The sequence below is a fragment of the Duganella sp. GW821-FHT01E12 genome (assembly GCF_059422325.1).
Genome location: NZ_JBWKWR010000006.1, coordinates 91,665 through 110,265, shown reverse-complemented (window position 1 = coordinate 110,265; position 18,601 = coordinate 91,665). Strand labels below are relative to the sequence as shown.

Below are 18,601 nucleotides of genomic sequence, written 5' to 3'. Positions count from 1 at the left end.
GCGCACTGTTGCCGCAGCCCCAATCGGCATTCCTTTCCCCATCGGTCTATAATCCGGCTAGTGTGGCGTATGTCCGCCCCGGATTAACCCTTGTGAAGGAAACTCATCAGGATGTATTTCACTGTCGAAACAGCGCCGCATCACCGCCTGCCGCTGTACAAGACCGTCTTGTGCGTGACCTGTGCGCTACTGCTGATCGTCAACGGATTCAGCCTGTTCCACAATTTGCAAGCGTTGCGCGGCGCGCAGGTCCAGCTGGGCCAGACCGCGCGGGTGGCGGATCGCCTGCAATACCTCAACGTGCTGGTGCTCGACGCCGAGAGCAGCATGCGCGGCTATTTCCTGTCCGGGCGCGACGCCTACCTGGGGCCGACCAAGACCGCGCTGGCCGAGACCGAAATCGAATTCAAGGAACTGGAAAAGCTGCTGGCGGACAGCCCGTCGCAGCTGAAGAACCTGGCGCAGCTGCACACGCTGGTGCGCCGCCGCCTCTCCATCATGAGCCAGGCCATCGACGTCTACCGCGAGGGCGGGCTGGACGAGATCGTCAAGATCGCCAAGCTCAGCGACGGCCGCGCCAGCATGGACGAGATCCGTCTGCAGGTGGTCATCATGGAGCAGGAGCAGAACGAGACCTTGGTCACGCGCAGCGCCACGTTCTACCAGGAATACCAGAAAGCCGTGTTGCTGGGCATGGGCATCAACGCGCTGGCCATCTTCGTGCTGGTCATGTTCTACCAGCTGGTGCGGCGCAGTTTCGCCAACCGCGCCCAGGTCGAGCATGCGCTGCAGAGCGCCAATGAAAACCTGGAGTCGCAGGTCGAGCAGCGTACCGAGCAGTTGTCGGTGCTGTCGCGCCACCTGATCAGCATCAGCGAGGAAGAGAAGGTACGGCTGTCGCGCGAGCTGCACGACGAGATGGGCGCCAACCTGACCTCGATCAGCATGGATATCGCCGCCGTCACCCAGCAATTGCAGAAGACCGATCCCGAACTGGCGGCGCAACTCAAGCGCGCCCGCGCCACGCTGGTGGAAACGGTGGAGATGAAGCGCCGCATCGTCGAGAACCTGCGCCCCAGCCTGCTCGACAACCTGGGCTTGTGCGCCGCCATCGAAAGCTATTGCAGCGAATTCAGCCGTCTGGCCCAGGTGCGCTGCGATTGCGACGTCGCCGCTGAAATCGAAAGCGCGGCCCGCCAGTCGGGCGACCTGTCGATCGCCTTGTTCCGCATCGTGCAGGAATCGTTGACCAATATCCGCAAGTACGCCAAGGCCAGCCGTGTGACCGTGACCCTGGGCCGCAACCAGGGCGGGCTGGTGCTGCGCATCATCGACGACGGGATAGGCATCGCCTCCAACACCATCGTCAAGCCCATGTCGCACGGACTGCTGGGCATGCGCGAACGGGCCTTGCTGTTGGGCGGCACGCTGACCATCCGCCGCGGCCGCAACGACGCCGGCACCTGTATCGAAGTTTCCATTCCCTTGCGCAATCGCGCACCGGTTGAAGAGCGCCGGGCCGACGCGACAACGCTGCCGCCGGCCATCAGCGACGTGCTTAGCAGCGTGCTACATCCACCAGCAGACGCTCGTACTCAGACTTCGCCACCTTGTAGCACTCACCCGCATACGCCTCCAAGCCTGACCGATCAAGCACAGTGATGTTGCCGCGGCGGTAGGCGATCAAGCCTTCGTCCTGCAGCTTGCCGGCGGCGGCGGTGATGCTTTCGCGGCGCACGCCCAGCATGATGGAAATCATTTCCTGCGTGACCTTCAGCTCGTTCGACGGCGAGCGGTCCAGGCGGTCCAGCAGCCAGCGGCACAGCTTTTGTTCGATCGAGCTGTGGCGGCCGCCGACGGCGTTCTGCGCCATCTGCGCGAACAGCGCGGTGTTGTAGCGCATCAGCAGCGCGGGCAGGGCGCCGCCCTGGTTGAAGGCGTCGCGCAGATGCTGGGCCTTCATGCGGTAGCCGTAGCCGGCCGCCTGCACCACGGCACTGCACATGGCGCGCTCGCCTTCGAACAGCGACACGCCGACCACGCCCTCGTGGCCGACCACGGCGATCTCGGTGGTGGCGCCGTCTTCCATCACGTACAGCAGCGAGACGATGGCGGTGGTCGGGAAGTGCACGTAATCCATCGCGCCGCCGAACTCAAACAATTCTTTGCCGAACGGCAGGGTGACCAATTCCAGATGATCAAACAGCGATTCCAGCACTTCGCGCGGGAGCGCGGCCAGCAACTCGTTCTGCTGGGCGCCGCTGTAGCTGACAACAGGCCGTGACGCAACGTTGAATTCTTTCGAGTTCACCGTCATGCGTGGCGCTGCGGTTTTGTCGGTTGCGTTAAGTTGGGTGTTGTTCATTTTGTTCCTCACAATCTGGCTGTACAAGAGCACCAAAGGCATGCTTCAGTGTTGCCATAATTTTGAAGTCTTTGTTAGATTGCGAACATAAGAGGAGGGGACGCACCCGTGTAGGCTTGCAACATGGCACTTTGTAGTCCTAGTCCTACACGAGCTCTGTTTTTCTCGGCAGGGCGCGTGCATAATGCACAAATTCAAATCACGTGGCGCACAAATCATGCATGTACTTGTGGTGGAGGACGACGCGGTGCTGGCCGATGGCCTGAGCCGCGTGCTGAGCGGCCACGGCATGGCGGTCGAGGTGGTCGGCAACGGCACCCAGGCCGACGCGCTGCTGCAGCGCGCCGAGCACACCGAGGTGGTGGTGCTCGACATCGGCCTGCCCGGCATCGACGGCTTCGAGGTGGTGCGGCGCCTGCGCGCGCGCGGCAGCCAGGTGCCGGTGCTGCTGTTGACGGCGCGCGACGCCATCGAGGACCGGGTGCGCGGCCTGGAGCTGGGCGCCGACGACTACCTGGTCAAGCCCTTCGCCACCGCCGAGCTGGTGGCGCGGCTGCGGGCGCTGGCGCGGCGCAACACGCCCAAGCCGGCCGTGCTGGCGCTGGGCGACCTGACGCTGGACCTGTCGGCCAAGCGCGCCCGCGTGCGCGACAAGACCATCGAGCTGTCGGTGCGCGAGTGGGCGGTGCTGGAATACCTGTTGCAGCATGGCGCGCGCGTGGTGTCCAAGCAGCAGATCATCGACGCCATCTTGCCCTGGGGCGACGACCTGACGCTGAACGCGGTGGAGGTCTACATCTCGCGCCTGCGCCTGAAGATCGCCGACGCCGGCGTCTCGATCCGCACCATCCGCGGCTTCGGCTACATGCTGGAGCAGGCCCCGGCCTCGCACGCAGAATGAACAGCATCCGGCTGCGGCTGCTGAAATGGCTGATCGGCCCCATCCTGCTGATCAACCTGGCCGGCGGCGCGCTGACCTATATGCTGGCCTGGCTGCCGGCCCAGCAGGCGTTCGACCAGGCCCTGTCCGACGCCGCCGCCGCGCTGGGCGCGCGCCTGGGCGCCGACGGCGGCCGGCTGCGCATCGACCTGCCGCGCCAGGCCGAGCAGGTGCTGCGCACCGACGACGCCGACGCCGTTTATTTCGTGGTGCGCGACGCGGCCGGCCACGCCATCGCCGGCGACGCCGATTTTCCGCCGCTGCCGGGCGCCGCGCCGCAGCACGCCGCCGGGCGGGCCGTGCCCTTCGACGCCAGCCTGCGCGGGGAGGCGGTGCGCGGCGTGGCACTGCGCCTGAGCTTGCCCTCCGCCGCCGGCGCGCCGCTGCAGGCCGACATCGGCGTGGCCAAGACGCTGCGCAAGCGCACCCAGATCCGCCAGGCCGTGGCGCGCGCGCTGGTGCTGCTGGAATCGCTGTTCGCGCTGGCCTGCGTCGGCCTGATCTGGTTTTCGGTCAGCAACGGCCTGCTGCCGCTGAACCGCCTGCGCGCCGGCCTCAACGCCCGCGACGGCGACGACTTCGAACCGATCGCGGCCACCCAGGTGCCGTACGAGCTGGAGCCGGTGGTGTCGGCCTTCAACGGCTTGCTGGACAAGGTCAGCGAGGGCGCGCGGGCGCGGCAGGAATTCCTGGCCAACGTGGCGCACCAGCTGCGCACGCCGCTGGCCGGCCTCAAGACCCAGCTCGAATGGCTGGGCGCGCGCCACGCCGAGCCGGAGACCGCGCAATCGGTGCGACTGATGCTGTCGGCCACCGAGCGCATGATACGGCAGACCAACCAGCTGCTGGCGCTGGCCCGCGCCGAACCCGGCCAATTTGAAAAGACCCGGCTCGAACCGGTGGCGCTGAACGCGCTGGTGGAGGAGGCGATCCAGTCCTTCGTCGACCGCGCCACGCGCAAGTCCATCGACCTCGGCTTCGACCTGCGGCCGCTGACCGTCATGGGCGACCGCTTCCTGCTGCGCGACCTGATCGACAACCTGATCGACAACGCCATCCGCTACACGCCGGCCCACGGCACGGTGACGGTGGCCTGCCGGCCGGACGGCGAGGGCGGCTGGCTGACCGTCGAGGACAACGGCCCCGGCATCCCGCCGGCCAAGCGCGAGCAGGTGTTCAGCCGCTACGTGCGGCTGGACGACCAGACCACCGGCAGCGGCCTGGGCCTGGCCATCGTGCGCGACATCGCCACCGTGCACGGCGCCACGCTGGCCATCGGCGAGGGCGCCGGCGGCCGCGGCGCGCTGTTTTCCGTCCATTTTCCCTGAATATTTGCCGCTGTCAGGAATTTGTCAGCATTTCCTCAGGGTAATGCAAGCTAGGCCCGCTACACTCCAGCCATGTGAACAGTCAGCGGGAGCGGGCCATGAAGCGTGTCCAACAGGGCTTTACCTTGATCGAGATTATGGTCTCGGTGGCCATCGTCGGCATTTTGATGGCGGTGGCGATCCCGGCCTACAGCGACTACGTGACCCGCGGCCGCCTCAGCGAAGCGTTCACCGCGCTGGGCGGCGCCCAGCCGGCGGCCGAGCAGTTCTGGTCCAACAACCGCACCTACGTCGGCTTTGACGCCGTCAGCACCTTTCCGGCCGCCACCGCCAATTTCCGCTACGCGCTCAGCGTGGCCACCGCCTCCAGCTACACGCTGACGGCCACCGGCATCGGCAAGATGAACGGCTTCGTCTACACCATCGACCAGAACGGCACCCACGCCACCACCGGCAGCCCGGCCGGCTGGGGCGTGAACGCTTCGTGCTGGGTGGACCACAAGGGTGGCGCATGTTCCAACTGACGCCGCCGGCCCGGCGCCGCCAGCGTGGCCTCACGCTGCTGGAGCTGCTGCTGACGCTGACCATCTTCGCCTTCATGCTGGCGATTGGCATCCCGAACGCCAGCAACTGGCTGCTGAGCAACCGCGCGCGCAGCGCCAGCGAGTTCTACGCCGACGGCTTCAGCCTGGCGCGCCGCCAGGCCGTCATGCACAACAGCTTCAGCCGGATCTCGCTCACGCCCAACGTCAACAGCGGGCAGATGGACTGGCAGGTCGACATCTGCTTCGTCTCGCCGGCCACCCAGTGCGGCGCGGCCGAAGCCGGCTGGTCGACCGTCAACGCGCCGGCCGCCAACGACCCCGAGGGCGCGGCCGGCTACAAGTCGGTGCAGCGCCTGGCCGACTCGCTGCCGAACTCGGAGGTGCTGCTGCCCACCACCCAGCCGGAAGGCAGCTCGCAGGTCTACTACACGCCGGTCGGCTGGGTCGACACCCGCTTCGCCCAGCGCCTGACCAGCTTGCGCCTGGACCCGGCCGCCAGATACGCCGGCGAGGTGCCGGCGGTGGCGCTGGTGGTCACGCTGGCCGGCATGGCCAGCAAATGCGATCCGCGCGTCGCCGCCAACGATACCAGGGCCTGTCCACCATGAAACCGTCCATGCACCCCCGTCCATTGCGCCGCCAGGGCGGCATCGCGCTGCTGGAGGCGATGCTGGCCATCGTCATCCTCGGCATCGGCCTGATCGGCACCATCGGCCTGCAGGCGCGCGCCTACTCGGCGCTGTCGGACGCCAGCCTGCGCGCCGAGGCCACGCTGGCCGGCGAGAAACTGCTGGGTGTGATGAACGCCGACAGCAACAACCTGCTGAACTACGGCGTCGTCGAGGGCGGGGCGGCCACCGCCGCCGCCCAGCCCTGGGTGGACGAAACCGCGGCCGCGATTCCGGGCGCCATCATCGGCGTGACGGTCACGCCGCAGCAGCTGCGGGTCCAGGTGGACATTTCCATCAAGTGGAAGCGCAAGGCCGGCGACGCCCTCAACCAGCATCTGGTCACCTCCTATATTGCGATCTGAGCCATGAACGCTTTCTTGCCACGCCGCCGCGGCGGCTTCTCGCTGGTGGAACTGATGGTCAGCGTGGTGATCGGCCTGCTGGCGCTGCTGTTCGCCACCCGCCTGATCATCAGCGGCGAGCAAAACAAGGATGCCGCCGTCGGCGGCTCCGACAGCATGCAGAACGGCATGCTGGCGCTGTTCTCGCTCAGCAGCGACGCCACCGAGGCGGGCTGGGGCCTGAACGATCCGATGCTGGCCGGCTGCGACACCGCGTTCTCGGACGCCAACGGCTATGTGCTGCCGGTGATGCAGCGCGGCGGCGCCAACTTCACGCCGCTGGCGGCTGCGGTGATCCAGTCCAACGGCGCCGACCCGGACGTGATCTCCTTCAACAGCGGCACCTCGCAGGCGGGCGCCGGCTCGGTCAAGCTGTTCGCCGACTACACGACCGGCAACACGATTACCATCGACAACCGCAACCCCTACGCCTTCAACGACGGCGACGTGCTGGTGGTGGCGCCGTTGACGCCGGGCAGCGGCCGCTGCACCTTGTTCCAGCTGTCCGGCTTTGGCGCCGCGCCCAACAGCACCATCCTGGTCAGCAGCGGCGGCCGCTACCGCTTCAATCCGATCGACGGCCTGGCCACGCCGTACAAGCAAAACCTGGCCTACATCTACAACCTGGGCGCGCCGACGCTGCTGCACTTCCACACCTGGACGGTGGCCAACGGCGTGCTGCTGTTGCGCGCCGCCGAGCTGGCCGGCGCCGAGCAGGCCGGCGTGTCGGTGACCGACAACGTGGTCAGCATCAAGGCCCAGTACGGCTTTGACGCGCGCCCGCCCGGCCCCAATCCCTACGACCCCAGCCCCGGCGCGGACGGCATGCAGGTCACCCGGTGGAGCGCCACCATGGTGGACGCCGACAGCGACGGCGTGGTCGGCAGCCCCGGCGACTACCAGCGGATCGCGGCGGTGCGCATCGCCGTGGTGGCGCGCAGCAAGAACACCGAGAAGCCGAACTCGGCGGGGCAGTGCAGCGCCACCACCGTGCGCCCGACCGTGTTCGCCAGCGGCGTGCCGGCCGGCGTGGCGGCGGTGCCGGTGCAGGTCAACGTGGCGGTGGCCGGCGACCCGGTCGCGTGGCAATGCTATCGCTACCGCGTGTTCGAGACCATCGTGCAGATCCGTAATTCCCAATGGAGGCCGTGATGCGCCTGCCTTCCCGACAACGCGGCATCGCGCTGCCCATCATGCTGATCATGCTGACGGTGATGCTGGTGAGCAGCATCTACCTGCTCAAGTCCAGCACCTCGACCACCCTGACCACCGCCAACCTGGCGTATGACGCCTCGCTGAGCAAGTCGGCCGACCTCGGCATCCACACGGCGTTCGCCTATCTGCGCTCGATGCCGTCCGCCTCGCTGCTGGAGAACAGCCAGCCGGCCGCCGGCTACGTCGCCACGCTCACGCCCACCTGGACCGCCAGCACGCCGGCCTTCTGGCAGGGCTCGGTCACCCTGCCGGCCGACGCGGCCGGCAACCGGGTCGAGTACGTGATCCACCGGCTGTGCGACTTCGCCGGCGCCTTCAACGCGCCCGGCAACCGCTGCCTGCTGACCTCGGCGCGGCCGAATTCCAAGTCGCCCACGCCGTTCGGCAAGAGCGGCCGCTCCGACAGCCCCAACTACCTGGACCAGCCGCAGCTGCACTACGTGGTCACGGCGCGCATCGTCGGCGCGCGCGGCGGCAATGTGATCACGCAGGCGGTCGTCATGAAAGGGCCGTGAGGCCGCAGTCTTTTCGAATGGAACCATCATGAACAAGCCTACTTCCACGCTGGCCGGCCTGATCCTCGGCGCGGCCCTGTGCACGCCGCTGCTGGCCGCGGCCGGGACCACCCAGATCGCCCAGGTGCCGCTGCTCAACATCACCGGCACCGGCACCGTCAAGCCCAATCTGATGCTGCTGTTCGATAACTCCGGCTCGATGGACCAGACCTACACGCCGGACTACGTCAACGACAACCTGTGCCGCAGCGCCGCCACCCTGCAGGCCGGCATCACCGCCTGCGCGGTCGGCCATCCGCCGTTCATGAGCCCGGATTTCAACAAGCAGTACTACAACCCCAAGATCCGCTACCTGGTGCCGATCAAGTCCGACGGCAGCTACTATCCCGAGCAAAACGCCGCCAACACCAGCAACTGGACCTCGGTCAGCGGCGACGGCTTCGGCGCCCACAAGGCCGACCTGTTCGGCAACACGGTGTCGTCCAACATCAACCTGGTGACCGGCTTCCCCGACCTGAAGTGGTGCAACGGCAGCGGCACCTGCCAGTTCAACACCGCCAGCTACACCTACCCGGACGCCACCTACCAGACCGCCACCGCCATCACCACCGGGCCGTACTACTACACCATCGGCGTCGGCCAGTACTGCACCGACGAGACCATGAAGACCTGCGTCTCGACCGCCGTCGGCGCGTCGGCCCCGGCCGGCTATCCGGTGCCGGTCAAGGTGCGCTGGTGCAGCGACAGGCTGCTCACCCAATGCCAGGGCAAACGGGTGGGGGTCTACATCTATCCGGCCTATTCGATGCCGGCCGGCGCCACCGCGTCCTACGGCACCATCGCCATCGGCGCCTCGGCCACCGCCAATGCGCTCAGCATCAGCAGCGTGGTGGTCAACGGCAGCACCACCATCACCAACGCGGCCGTCACCGCCGCCACCGGCACCAACAGCCTGATCAAGCAGCAGACGCTGGCCAGCGCGCTGGCCGCCAACATCATCGCCACCTCGGTGGGCAAGGGCGCCGCCTCCACCAGCCTGTACTACGCCTGCGTCAAGACCCCGACCGGCCAGGCCACGGTGCCGGCCTGCAGCGTGTTCGGCATCACGCTCAGTTCCGACAACGTGGTGGCGGTGCTGCCGGTCAGCTGCACCGGCAGCGTCAGCGTCAACAATTGCGTGACCTTCTCGGACAGTTCGCGCGCCGGCTGGGGCATCGCGGTGACCGCGCCGTCGACCGTGGTGACGGCCTACGCGCCGGCCAGGGCGGTGGTCACCTTCGCCGGCACGGCCACCTCGTCGTCGCTGACCGCCATCCTCAAAAACCTGAGCTACGCCGGCAGCACGCTGGTGGGCGGCACCTCCAGCAGCACGCCGACCTACCTGAGCCTGGGCAAGGGCCAGTCGCCGTCGCAGATCGCCTCCGCGCTGGTCGGCAAGATCGGCACCGGCGGCACCATCAAGGCTTACCTGGGCAACAGTAGCAACTGCCCGGCCGGCTACACGGCCACCAGCGTCTGCCTGCTGAACTGGGCCTCCACCGACAACAGCGCCACCATCAGCGCCTTCACGATGGACAACCAGGGCTCGGTCACCTGGGCCAGCACCGGTTCCAGCGGCTACGTGGCGGCCGTCAACGACGCCATCCCGACCAGCACCACGGCGCTGTCGGCCGGCTCCGGCGCGCCCAATCCCTTCGTGCGGGTCAACATCGTCAGCGGCCAGACCTATCCGAAGGCCAGCGACCGCAGCGACTGCGCCGGCACCACCTGCACCTACGCCGAGGAGATGAACAACTTCGCCAACTGGTATGTGTACTACAAGAGCCGGCTGCAAATGATGAAGACCTCGATCGGCATCGCGTTCTCGGCCATCACCGCCAACTACAAGGTCGGCTACGTCAGGCTGTCGGTCGCCGGCATAGGCGGCGCCATCGACCTCAAGCCGGCCGACTTCACCGGCAGCGCCCGCGCCAGCTGGTACACCACGCTGTACAACACCACCACCTCGGGTTCGACGCCGATCCGCACCGCGATGGACAACGTCGGCCGCATGTTCGCCAACCTCACGCCGTACAACTACGCGGCCGGGCAGGAAGTGGTGCAGTACCCGTGCCAGCAGAACTTCATGATACTGACCACCGACGGCTACTGGAACGGCACCTCCACCGCCAACGTGGTCAACAACGACAACGTCGAGAACCCGGCGCGCTTCTGCACCCAGGCGCGCGGCTGCGTCGACACGCGGGCGCAGTCGCAGCCGTCGATCTCGGACGTGGCGCTGCACTGGTACAACGGCGGCTCCAGCACCACCACGGTGTCGCTGCGGCCGACGCTGGAGCCGGACATGAGCAAGCCCGGCTCGGTGCCGGCGGCCGGCGGCGAGAACACCCACCTGCACATGAACACCTACACGCTGGGCCTGGGCGTGGACGGCGTGATGACCTATGAGCCGAACTACGACACCGCGCCCAAGACCGGCGGCGATTTCTACAACCTGATCACGGCCGCCAGCAGCGGCTGCCCGTGGAACGGCGGCGGCGGCTACGTCTGGCCCGACCCCGACGTCACCAACAGCGCCAGCACGGTGCAGGAGCGGGTGGACGACCTGTGGCACGCGGCCATCAACGGCCACGGCAAATACTTCAGCGCCCAGGACCCGAAGGACGTGGTGGGCGGCCTGAGCGAGGCGCTGTCGAACATGCAGGTGCACGTGGGCGCGGCTGCGGCGGCCGCCACCTCGACCCCCAACATCACACTGACCGACAACGACATCTTCTCCGACACCTTCACCACCGTGAAGTGGTACGGCGAACTGTCCGACAAGAAGATCGACAGCACCACCGGCAGCGTCGGCAGCACCGCCACCTGGACCACCAGCGACACGCTGGGCAAGAAGGTCGGCAACAGCAGCGACACCCGCACCATCTACATGTACAACACGGCCGGCGCCAACGCCAGCACGCCCAGCGAATTCCGCTTCGCCAACATGACCGGGCCGGCCGCCGGCTGGTTCGCCAACAAGTGCGCCTCGCTGTCGCAATGCGTGCTGCTGTCGGCGTCGGACAAGGCCATCGTCAACGACGGCAACAACATGGTCAACTACCTGCGCGGCCAGCAGCAGTACGCCGACGACAGCCTGTTCCGCGCCTACACGCTCACGCTCAACACCCCGTCCGGCGCCACCGGCCCCATCCCCATCGTGCTGGGCGACATCGCCTCGTCCAAGCCGGCCTTCGTGCGCGACCCGCGCAACGATTATCCGGACCCGGACTACGCCGTCTTCAAGGACACCTACGGCAACCCCAGCAGCGCCAAGTACCGCAGCGGCACCGTGTTCACCGCCGCCAACGACGGCATGCTGCACGCCTTCGACTCGGCCAGCGGCGGCGAGCTGTGGGCCTACGTGCCGCGCATCACGATGAAAAAACTGTACGCGCTGGCCGGCACCACCTACGGCACCAACCACCAGTTCACCACCGACGGCTCGCCCGAGGTGGCCGACGTCAAGGCCGGCGCGGCGGGCTGGCGCACCGTGCTGGTGGCCGGCCTGAACGGCGGCGGCCGCGGCTACTACGCGCTCGACATCACCGACACCGCCAATCCCAAGCAGCTGTGGGAGTTCTGCGCCGACGCCGCCGTCTGCGCGCTCAACGACGGCGACCTCGGCCTGACCTTCGGCAATCCGCAGTTCGGCACGCTGGCCAACGGCCGCTGGGTGGTGTTCCTGACCTCCGGCTACAACAACGTGCCCGGCACCGACGGCGTCGGCACCGGCACCGGCAAGGGCTATCTGTACGTGCTGGACGCCTACACCGGCGAGCTGCTCAACAAGATCAGCAACAACTCGGGCGACACCACCACGCCGTCCGGCCTGGCCAAGATCTCGGCCATCAGCAACGATCCGGGCGCCGACCCGCGCATCCAGTACGTCTACGGCGGCGACAACCAGGGCCAGATGTGGCGCTTCGACCTGAGCGCGGCCTCGGGCGCGGTCACCGTCAACCTGATGGGCAACGCCGGCACCTCCAAGCCGATCACCACGCGCCCGGACGTGACCATGTGCGCGGTGCAGGTCAGTTCCGTGGTCAACGGCGTGCCGGTGACGACCACGGCCGGCGTGCGGGTGGTGCTGTTCGGCACCGGCCGCCTGCTGGACGTGCCGGACACCTCCGACACCTCGGTGCAGAGCCTGTACCTGCTCAAGGACAGCGGCACCCTGATCAGCGACATCCGCGGCTCGACCATGGTGAAGCAGACGCTGAGCCTGCTGGGCTCCAGCAGCAACGTCAACACCTATCAGATCACCGCCAACCCGGTCGACCTGACGCAGAAGGACGGCTGGTACTTCGACTGGTCGGTCAACGCCGGCGAGCGCATGAACCTGGACCCGCAGATCGTCAGCGGCGTGGCCAACGTGGTGACCAACCTGCCGACCTCGTCGTCGTCGTGCTCGGTGGGCGGCTCCAGCAATCTGTACCAGGTCAACGTCTGCAACGGCCAGGCGATCGGCACCCATCCGGTCGGCGCGACCTTGTCGAACACCTCGGCGGCGGTCGGTTTCATCATCATCCGCCTGCCGAACGGCCAGCTGAAGATGATCACCACGCTGGCTGACGGCACCAACAAGACCTCGCCGCTGTCCGAGCAAACCTCGGTCGACGCCCACCGCACGGGCTGGCGCCGGGTGAAAGGGGAGTAGGCGGGGGCAAACAGTTCACACGGCGGGGCCAACTATCGGTAAAATCGAGGGTTTTGCAGCCCCGCCTCAGATCGCGAACAAATGGTCAACGATATCGAAAACGCAACACCCGAGAATAACGACGACGCCCCGGCCACGGCCAGCGCCCGCACGCCAGCGCTGATTGCGCGCGAAGTCCAGCGCCGCCGCACCTTCGGCATCATTTCCCACCCCGACGCCGGCAAGACCACGCTGACGGAAAAACTGCTGCTGTTCTCGGGCGCGATCCAGATGGCCGGCACGGTCAAGGCGCGCAAGAGCGGCCGCCACGCGACCTCCGACTGGATGGAAATCGAGAAGCAGCGCGGCATTTCGGTCGCCTCCTCGGTGATGCAGTTCGAGTTCCGCGACCACGTGGTCAACCTGCTCGACACCCCGGGCCACCAGGACTTCTCGGAAGACACCTACCGCGTGCTGACGGCGGTCGACTCGGCGCTGATGGTGATCGACGCCGCCAAGGGCGTGGAGGCGCAGACCATCAAGCTGCTCGACGTCTGCCGCATGCGCAACACGCCGATCGTCACCTTCATGAACAAGATGGACCGCGAGACCCGCGATCCGCTCGAGCTGCTGGACGAACTGGAATCGGTGCTGAAGATCCAGTGCGCGCCGGTGACCTGGCCTATCGGCATGGGCAAGAACTTCCGCGGCGTGTACCACCTGCTCAACGACACCATCATGCTGTTCAAGGCCGGCGAGGAAAAGGCCGACGGCGCCTTCGAGATCATCAAGGGCATCGACAATCCGCGCCTGATGGAGATGTTCCCGCTGGAGATGGACCAGCTGAAGATGGAAGTGGAGCTGGTGCACGGCGCCTCGCATCCGTTCGACCTGGAGCAGTTCCTGGCCGGCGTGCAGACGCCGGTGTTCTTCGGCTCCGCGATCAACAACTTCGGCGTGCGTGAGATCCTGTCGGCGCTGGTGGACTGGGCTCCGGCCCCGCGCGAGCGCGACGCCACCGTGCGTTCGGTCGATCCGACCGAAGAGCCGTTCACCGGCTTCGTGTTCAAGATCCAGGCCAATATGGACCCGGCCCACCGTGACCGCATCGCCTTCCTGCGCGTGTGCTCCGGCCGTTTTGAGCGCGGCATGAAGGTCAAGCATTTGCGCCTGGGGCGCGAGATCAAGGTGTCGTCGGTGGTGACGTTCATGGCGTCCTCGCGCGAGCAGGTGGAGGAGGCCTACGCCGGCGACATCATCGGCCTGCCCAACCACGGCAACATGCAGATCGGCGATTCCTTCTCCGAGGGCGAGATGCTGACCTTCACCGGCATACCGTACTTCGCGCCGGACTTCTTCCGCTCGGTGCGCATCCGCAATCCGCTGAAGATCAAGCAGCTGCACAAGGGCTTGCAGCAGCTGGGCGAGGAGGGCGCGGTGCAGGTCTTCAAACCGGTACAGGGCGGCGAGCTGGTACTGGGCGCGGTCGGCGTGCTGCAGTTCGAAGTGGTCGCCAGCCGTTTGATGAACGAGTACGGCGTCGACGCCGTGTTCGAGGGCACCAGCATCAGCAGCGCGCGCTGGGTCTCCAGCGACGACAAGAAAGCGCTGTCGGACTTCGAGGATGCGCTGGGCCACAACGTCGCCTACGACGCCGCCGGCAACCTGGCCTACCTGGCCACGTCCAGCGTCAACCTGCGCCTGACGCAGGAGCGCTGGCCCAAGCTGCAGTTCCACGCCACCCGCGAGCACTCGGCCAAGCTGGTGTAAGCAGTCCCCATGCCGCCGGTGCGTCCTGCACCGGCGTTTTTTTTCCTTTCGATTTTGTTTGACAGCGGGCGCTTTTCGGCATAATGTATTAGTCAACTAATACACCAATACGAAGCGATGACCTCCCATACCGCCACCCTGTACTCGATCGCGACCGGTTCGCCCGAACCGATCTACCGCCAGCTGATCGAGCAGACCCGCCGCCTGCTGGCCGCCCGCGTGCTGGCGCCGGGCGACGTGCTGCCGTCCGTGCGCGAGGTCGCGCTGGCGCTGGCCGTCAATCCCATGACCGTCTCCAAGGCCTACAACATGATGGAGACCGAGGGCCTGCTCACGCGCAGCCGCGGCATCGGCATGCTGGTGGCCGAGCGCAGGGCGCATGCCCACAACATCCGCGAACGCGAGGCGCTGCTGCGGCCCACGCTGGAGCGGGCCGCCGAGGAGGCGCGCCAGCTGGAACTCGATCCCGATGCCGTACTTGCCCTGTTCAATAAAATCCTGAAGGAAGCGCTATGAAATCATCCGTCGTCAATGTCGCCAACCTGCATAAATCGTTCGGCGGCCAGCAGGTGCTGCAGGGCGTGAACTGGGACATCGCGCCCGGCCAGGTGGTCGGCCTGCTGGGCCGCAATGGCGCTGGCAAATCGACGCTGCTCGAATGCCTGCTCGGCCTGCGCGAAGCCGACGACGGCGCCAGCACCCTGTTCGGCCAGCCGTCCACCCAGCTGGGCGACGCGGTGCGCGCCAGGATCGGCTACGTGCCGCAGAAGTCGGACCTGTTCGAGTGGCTCACGCCCATGCAGATGCTGGACTACTTCAAGGCCCTGTACCCGCGCTGGAACGCCGCCAAGGTGGACGGCCTGCTGGAGCGCTGGGGCTTCGCCGGCGAGGCGCGCCACAAGCAGATCGGCCGCCTGTCCGGCGGCGAGAAGCAGCGCCTGTCGATCATCCGCGCGCTGGCGCACGACCCGCAACTGCTGGTGCTGGACGAGCCGGTGGCCAGTCTCGATCCGGTCGGCCGCCGCGACTTCCTGCACGAGCTGGTGGACGGTGTGATCGAGCGCGACACCACGGTGATCTTCTCCACCCACATCCTGTCGGACCTGGAGCGGGTGGCGCTGGACGTGGCCTTCCTCCAGGGCGGCAAGATCACGCTGCAGGCGCCGTTGGACGAGCTGCTGGAAAGCGCGCACCGCATCACCGGCACGGCGGCGGCGCTGGCGCGCCTGCAGCTGCGCGACGAGATCCGCCGCCAGCAGGACCGCAGCGGCGGCGTCAGCATCGTGGCGCGGCTGAGCGGACAGGAGGCGGCCGACCTGCGCGCCGGCCCGGACCTGCGGGTGGAGACACTGAGCCTGGAAGACCTGTTCGTCGAGGTGACCAAATGAACGCGGCCTACTCGCAATTGCTGCTGCAGGTGGTGCGCGACCGTTGCGCGAGCCGCACGCTGGTGCGCGTCAGCGGGCTGTTTCTGCTGGTGGCGGTGGCGGCGCTGGTGTTTGCGCGCTACGTCGAACGTCCGGATATGGGCTGGTCGGTGTCGGCCGGCGCGGCGGCATTCCTGATCCTGGCTTGGGGCGGTGCGCTGCTGAAGAGCGCCGTCCAGCAAAACCAGCCGGCCTACGCCTGCCTGGTGCCACAGCTACGCCGCCGCCTGATCGTGTTGACGCTGGCGCTGCAAACGGCCGTGGGGCTGCTGGTCGCCACGCTGGCCGCGGCGGTGTTCGGACATTTCGGCTATGCGCTGGCGGGCGCCGGCTTCTTCTTCTGCTTCATGCTGTACGCGCAGCGCTACGCCTTGGTGGCGTTGCTGCCGTCGATACTGATCCTTGCATCGGTCTCGGTACTCAAGGCGCCTTTGCACGCGCTGTGGGAATCGATACGCTGGCTGGGCGAACCGGCGCTGACCGGTATCGGCTTGATCGCCGCGGCGCTGTCGTGCGGGTTCGCGCTGCGCGCTGCATTCCCGCGCGGCGGCGACAAGCACTGGAGCTGGCATGCGCGCCATGCGGTCTGGCTGCGCGGCGGCACGCTCAAGCAGGGCGGGGCATCCCGCTGGAACCGCTGGAGCATGTGCCTGCGGCCTGGCTACCGCGCGGCGCTGCGGCGCGACACCCGTGGCGGCGCGGCGCAAGGCGACATGCTGCTGCATAGTCTTGGGCCGTCCGCCCACGCGGGCAGCTCCTATGCCTATGTGCTGCTGATCGCGCTGGCGGTGGCGGTGGTGTGGAGCACAAGCGGCGACGTGGAGTCGCTGCGGCTGATGATGCGCAACTTGCTGATGCAGGCGTGCGTGTTGTACGCGGTGGTGCTGTACGCGACGGAACTGCAGAAGGGCGCAGCCCGGCACGGCGCCGAACAGGCCTTGTATTTGCTGACACCAGGCGCTCCGGCTGCCGCGCAGCTCAATCGCGTGCTGGGGGCCGCGTTGCTGAAGCGATTCATGCGGGTGTGGCTGGCGGCAGCCGTGTGCGCGGCCCTCTTCGATATGCTGATGCTGGGCGGGCTGCGGCTGTACGCGTCGACCTGTCTGCTGTCCGCGCTGCTGCTGCCGCTTTCCTGCACGCTGCTGCGCAATTACGCGACGATGCAGGCGTCGTCGAACCAGACCGCCTTGCTGGTGACGACCTTCCTGGCGACGATGACTTATCTGATCGTGCTGGGCATCGAGCGCACGGTGCCGGCGTTCCCCTTGTTCTCGGCCGCCGCGGCCATCGCGCTGGCATCCTTGCTGGCGCTGGGCTGGCGTTGGCGGCGATTGATGGCGTTGCCCGCAGTGCTGCCGGCCGGGCGCCTGCTGGGCTGAGCCTGAGCCGCGCCGCTACTTGGCCGGCGTGGCCAACGGCTTGCCCTTGTCGACCACATACACGCCGACCAGCTTGAGCGGCACCGTGCCGACGTTGAGCGCGTCGTGGACGACGCCGGCCGGGATCACGAACGCTTCGCCGGCCTTGACCCGGCGCGGATCCTCGCCATCGATGCGCAATTCGCCTTCGCCCTGCAGCACGTAGCTGATCTCGTCGCCCGGATGCGAATGGCGGCCGGCGACGCCGCCCACGTCCACCTCGACCCTGGCGACCACCGCCTCGCGGCCCGGCACCGAGACGTCGGCCTTGGTGACCATGGTGCGGTGAAGGGCGGAGGCCTGGGCGTGCGCGGAGCCGGCCGTGGCGGCAAGCAGCAGGGCGGCGATGGCGGTCAGGACATGGCGGGCGGGCAGGCGGAGTGGCATGGCTCTTCCTTTCAGTTGAGGTGCGAGGCGGGCGAGGGCCGCCAGCCGATTGTACGCCGCTGCGCGCCGCGCTGTATGCCGTTATTGGTGGCGCCCCAGCCACAGCGCGTCGGCCACCGAACCGATCCAGCAGACCATGCAGACCAGCACCGCGCCATTGGTGACCGGATTGTCGATGCCGGAGCTGTGTACGCGCTCCAGCACCAGCACCGGATCGAGCGGCAGCTTGCCGCTGCTGGCTTCATCGATCAGCGTGGCTGCCACGGCCAGCGTGGCGCGCAGCAGGTAGCCGCCGGCCAGCAGCGTCGGCACGATGAACAGCAGGCCGCGCGCGCCGCGCCGCAGCACCAGGTGGCCCAGGCCGGGAAACAGCAACGCCGAGATCAGGGCGGCCTTGATCGATGCTTTCATGATGCTCCAGTGGTGGAATTTGACTAAACGCAAGATTGCGCAGCCGCAAGCGGCTTAGAGTACAACATCTTACATGCAGGAGAGAATCATGCGCGCTATATTCGGTATCGCCCTGTTGCTGTGCTCTGTGTGCGTGCACGCCGCCCCCAACGAAAAAGACGCGGTCGCCTTGGCCGAGAAGGGCGCGCAATTCGTGCGCGCGCACGGCAAGGCCGAGATGATCGCCCGTATCAACCGCAAGGACCCGGAATTCAACCAGGGCACGCTGTACCTGGCGATGCGCGACCTGAACGGCATCACCATCGCCCACCCGACCAACGCGCTGATCGGCAAGAACCTGCTGGAAGTGCCGGACGCCGATGGCAAGCCCTTCCGCCAGGAGATGCTGGCGCTGGCCAAAGGCAAGGGTTCCGGCTGGGTCGACTACAAGTTCCGCAATCCGCAGACCGGCAAGGTCGAATCCAAGAGCACCTACGTGCTGCGGGTGGAGGATGTGACGCTGGAAGCCGGCATCTACAAACGCTGAGCCG

The 18,601-nt window shown here is 67.2% G+C and carries 17 protein-coding genes; 14 read left to right on the top strand and 3 right to left on the bottom strand.

Features of this window, described 5'->3' with window-relative positions; translation table 11 throughout:
- Positions 1-111: 111 nt before the first annotated feature.
- Entirely contained in the window at positions 112-1,662 is a 1,551-nt protein-coding gene (locus AC07WS_RS18125; protein ID WP_494730430.1) for a CHASE3 domain-containing protein, read from the top strand.
- Here the strand turns inward: AC07WS_RS18125 and AC07WS_RS18120 are convergent.
- Positions 1,559-2,365 (bottom strand): Crp/Fnr family transcriptional regulator, encoded by an 807-nt coding sequence (locus tag AC07WS_RS18120; RefSeq protein WP_494730429.1) that lies wholly within the window; start codon positions 2,363-2,365, stop codon positions 1,559-1,561. The genes AC07WS_RS18125 and AC07WS_RS18120 overlap by 104 nt on opposite strands.
- Positions 2,366-2,582: 217 nt before the next feature.
- Between AC07WS_RS18120 and AC07WS_RS18115 the strand changes: the two genes are divergently transcribed.
- From AC07WS_RS18115 to AC07WS_RS18060, 12 genes are all read left to right on the top strand, one after another.
- The gene (locus tag AC07WS_RS18115) at positions 2,583-3,266 is read left to right on the top strand and encodes a response regulator transcription factor (RefSeq protein WP_494730428.1); all 684 of its coding nucleotides are present in this window, start codon (positions 2,583-2,585) and stop codon (positions 3,264-3,266) included.
- Complete coding sequence (locus tag AC07WS_RS18110) at positions 3,263-4,633, top strand: sensor histidine kinase (RefSeq protein ID WP_494730427.1); 1,371 nt, start codon at positions 3,263-3,265, stop codon at positions 4,631-4,633. Before AC07WS_RS18115 ends, AC07WS_RS18110 begins: the two co-directional genes overlap by 4 nt.
- A gap of 98 nt (positions 4,634-4,731) precedes the next feature.
- Complete coding sequence (locus AC07WS_RS18105; RefSeq protein ID WP_494730426.1) at positions 4,732-5,157, top strand: type IV pilin protein; 426 nt, start codon at positions 4,732-4,734, stop codon at positions 5,155-5,157.
- Positions 5,145-5,786 (top strand): prepilin-type N-terminal cleavage/methylation domain-containing protein, encoded by a 642-nt coding sequence (locus AC07WS_RS18100; protein ID WP_494730425.1) that lies wholly within the window; start codon positions 5,145-5,147, stop codon positions 5,784-5,786. Before AC07WS_RS18105 ends, AC07WS_RS18100 begins: the two co-directional genes overlap by 13 nt.
- Before the next feature lie 8 nt (positions 5,787-5,794).
- Positions 5,795-6,211: a type IV pilus modification PilV family protein gene (locus AC07WS_RS18095; protein WP_494730424.1), complete on the top strand. Its 417-nt coding sequence runs from the start codon at positions 5,795-5,797 to the stop codon at positions 6,209-6,211.
- Positions 6,212-6,214: 3 nt separating this feature from the next.
- Entirely contained in the window at positions 6,215-7,402 is a 1,188-nt protein-coding gene (locus tag AC07WS_RS18090) for a PilW family protein (RefSeq protein WP_494730423.1), read from the top strand.
- Complete coding sequence (locus tag AC07WS_RS18085; RefSeq protein ID WP_494730422.1) at positions 7,402-7,980, top strand: pilus assembly PilX family protein; 579 nt, start codon at positions 7,402-7,404, stop codon at positions 7,978-7,980. The genes AC07WS_RS18090 and AC07WS_RS18085 overlap by 1 nt, the downstream gene beginning before the upstream one ends.
- A gap of 28 nt (positions 7,981-8,008) precedes the next feature.
- On the top strand, positions 8,009-12,679 hold the full coding sequence (locus tag AC07WS_RS18080) for a PilC/PilY family type IV pilus protein (RefSeq protein WP_494730421.1): 4,671 nt from the start codon (positions 8,009-8,011) through the stop codon (positions 12,677-12,679).
- Between the two features lie 81 nt (positions 12,680-12,760).
- On the top strand, positions 12,761-14,428 hold the full coding sequence (locus AC07WS_RS18075; RefSeq protein WP_494730420.1) for a peptide chain release factor 3: 1,668 nt from the start codon (positions 12,761-12,763) through the stop codon (positions 14,426-14,428).
- 117 nt (positions 14,429-14,545) lie between these two features.
- Positions 14,546-14,944: a GntR family transcriptional regulator gene (locus tag AC07WS_RS18070; RefSeq protein WP_494730419.1), complete on the top strand. Its 399-nt coding sequence runs from the start codon at positions 14,546-14,548 to the stop codon at positions 14,942-14,944.
- Positions 14,941-15,816 (top strand): ABC transporter ATP-binding protein, encoded by an 876-nt coding sequence (locus tag AC07WS_RS18065; protein WP_494730418.1) that lies wholly within the window; start codon positions 14,941-14,943, stop codon positions 15,814-15,816. The genes AC07WS_RS18070 and AC07WS_RS18065 overlap by 4 nt, the downstream gene beginning before the upstream one ends.
- Positions 15,813-17,234, top strand: coding sequence for a hypothetical protein (locus AC07WS_RS18060; protein WP_494730417.1), 1,422 nt, complete (start codon positions 15,813-15,815; stop codon positions 17,232-17,234). The genes AC07WS_RS18065 and AC07WS_RS18060 overlap by 4 nt, the downstream gene beginning before the upstream one ends.
- A 15-nt stretch (positions 17,235-17,249) precedes the next feature.
- On the opposite strand, the gene AC07WS_RS18055 is transcribed toward AC07WS_RS18060, so the two are convergent.
- Together AC07WS_RS18055 and AC07WS_RS18050 are read right to left on the bottom strand one after the other, a co-directional pair.
- Positions 17,250-17,660 (bottom strand): cupin domain-containing protein, encoded by a 411-nt coding sequence (locus AC07WS_RS18055; RefSeq protein ID WP_494730416.1) that lies wholly within the window; start codon positions 17,658-17,660, stop codon positions 17,250-17,252.
- 81 nt (positions 17,661-17,741) lie between these two features.
- Positions 17,742-18,071, bottom strand: a complete 330-nt coding sequence (locus AC07WS_RS18050; RefSeq protein ID WP_494730415.1) for a hypothetical protein — start codon at positions 18,069-18,071, stop codon at positions 17,742-17,744.
- A gap of 88 nt (positions 18,072-18,159) precedes the next feature.
- On the opposite strand from AC07WS_RS18050, the gene AC07WS_RS18045 reads away from it, so the two are divergent.
- The gene (locus AC07WS_RS18045; RefSeq protein WP_494730414.1) at positions 18,160-18,597 is read left to right on the top strand and encodes a cache domain-containing protein; all 438 of its coding nucleotides are present in this window, start codon (positions 18,160-18,162) and stop codon (positions 18,595-18,597) included.
- The last annotated feature ends 4 nt before the right edge of the window (positions 18,598-18,601 follow it).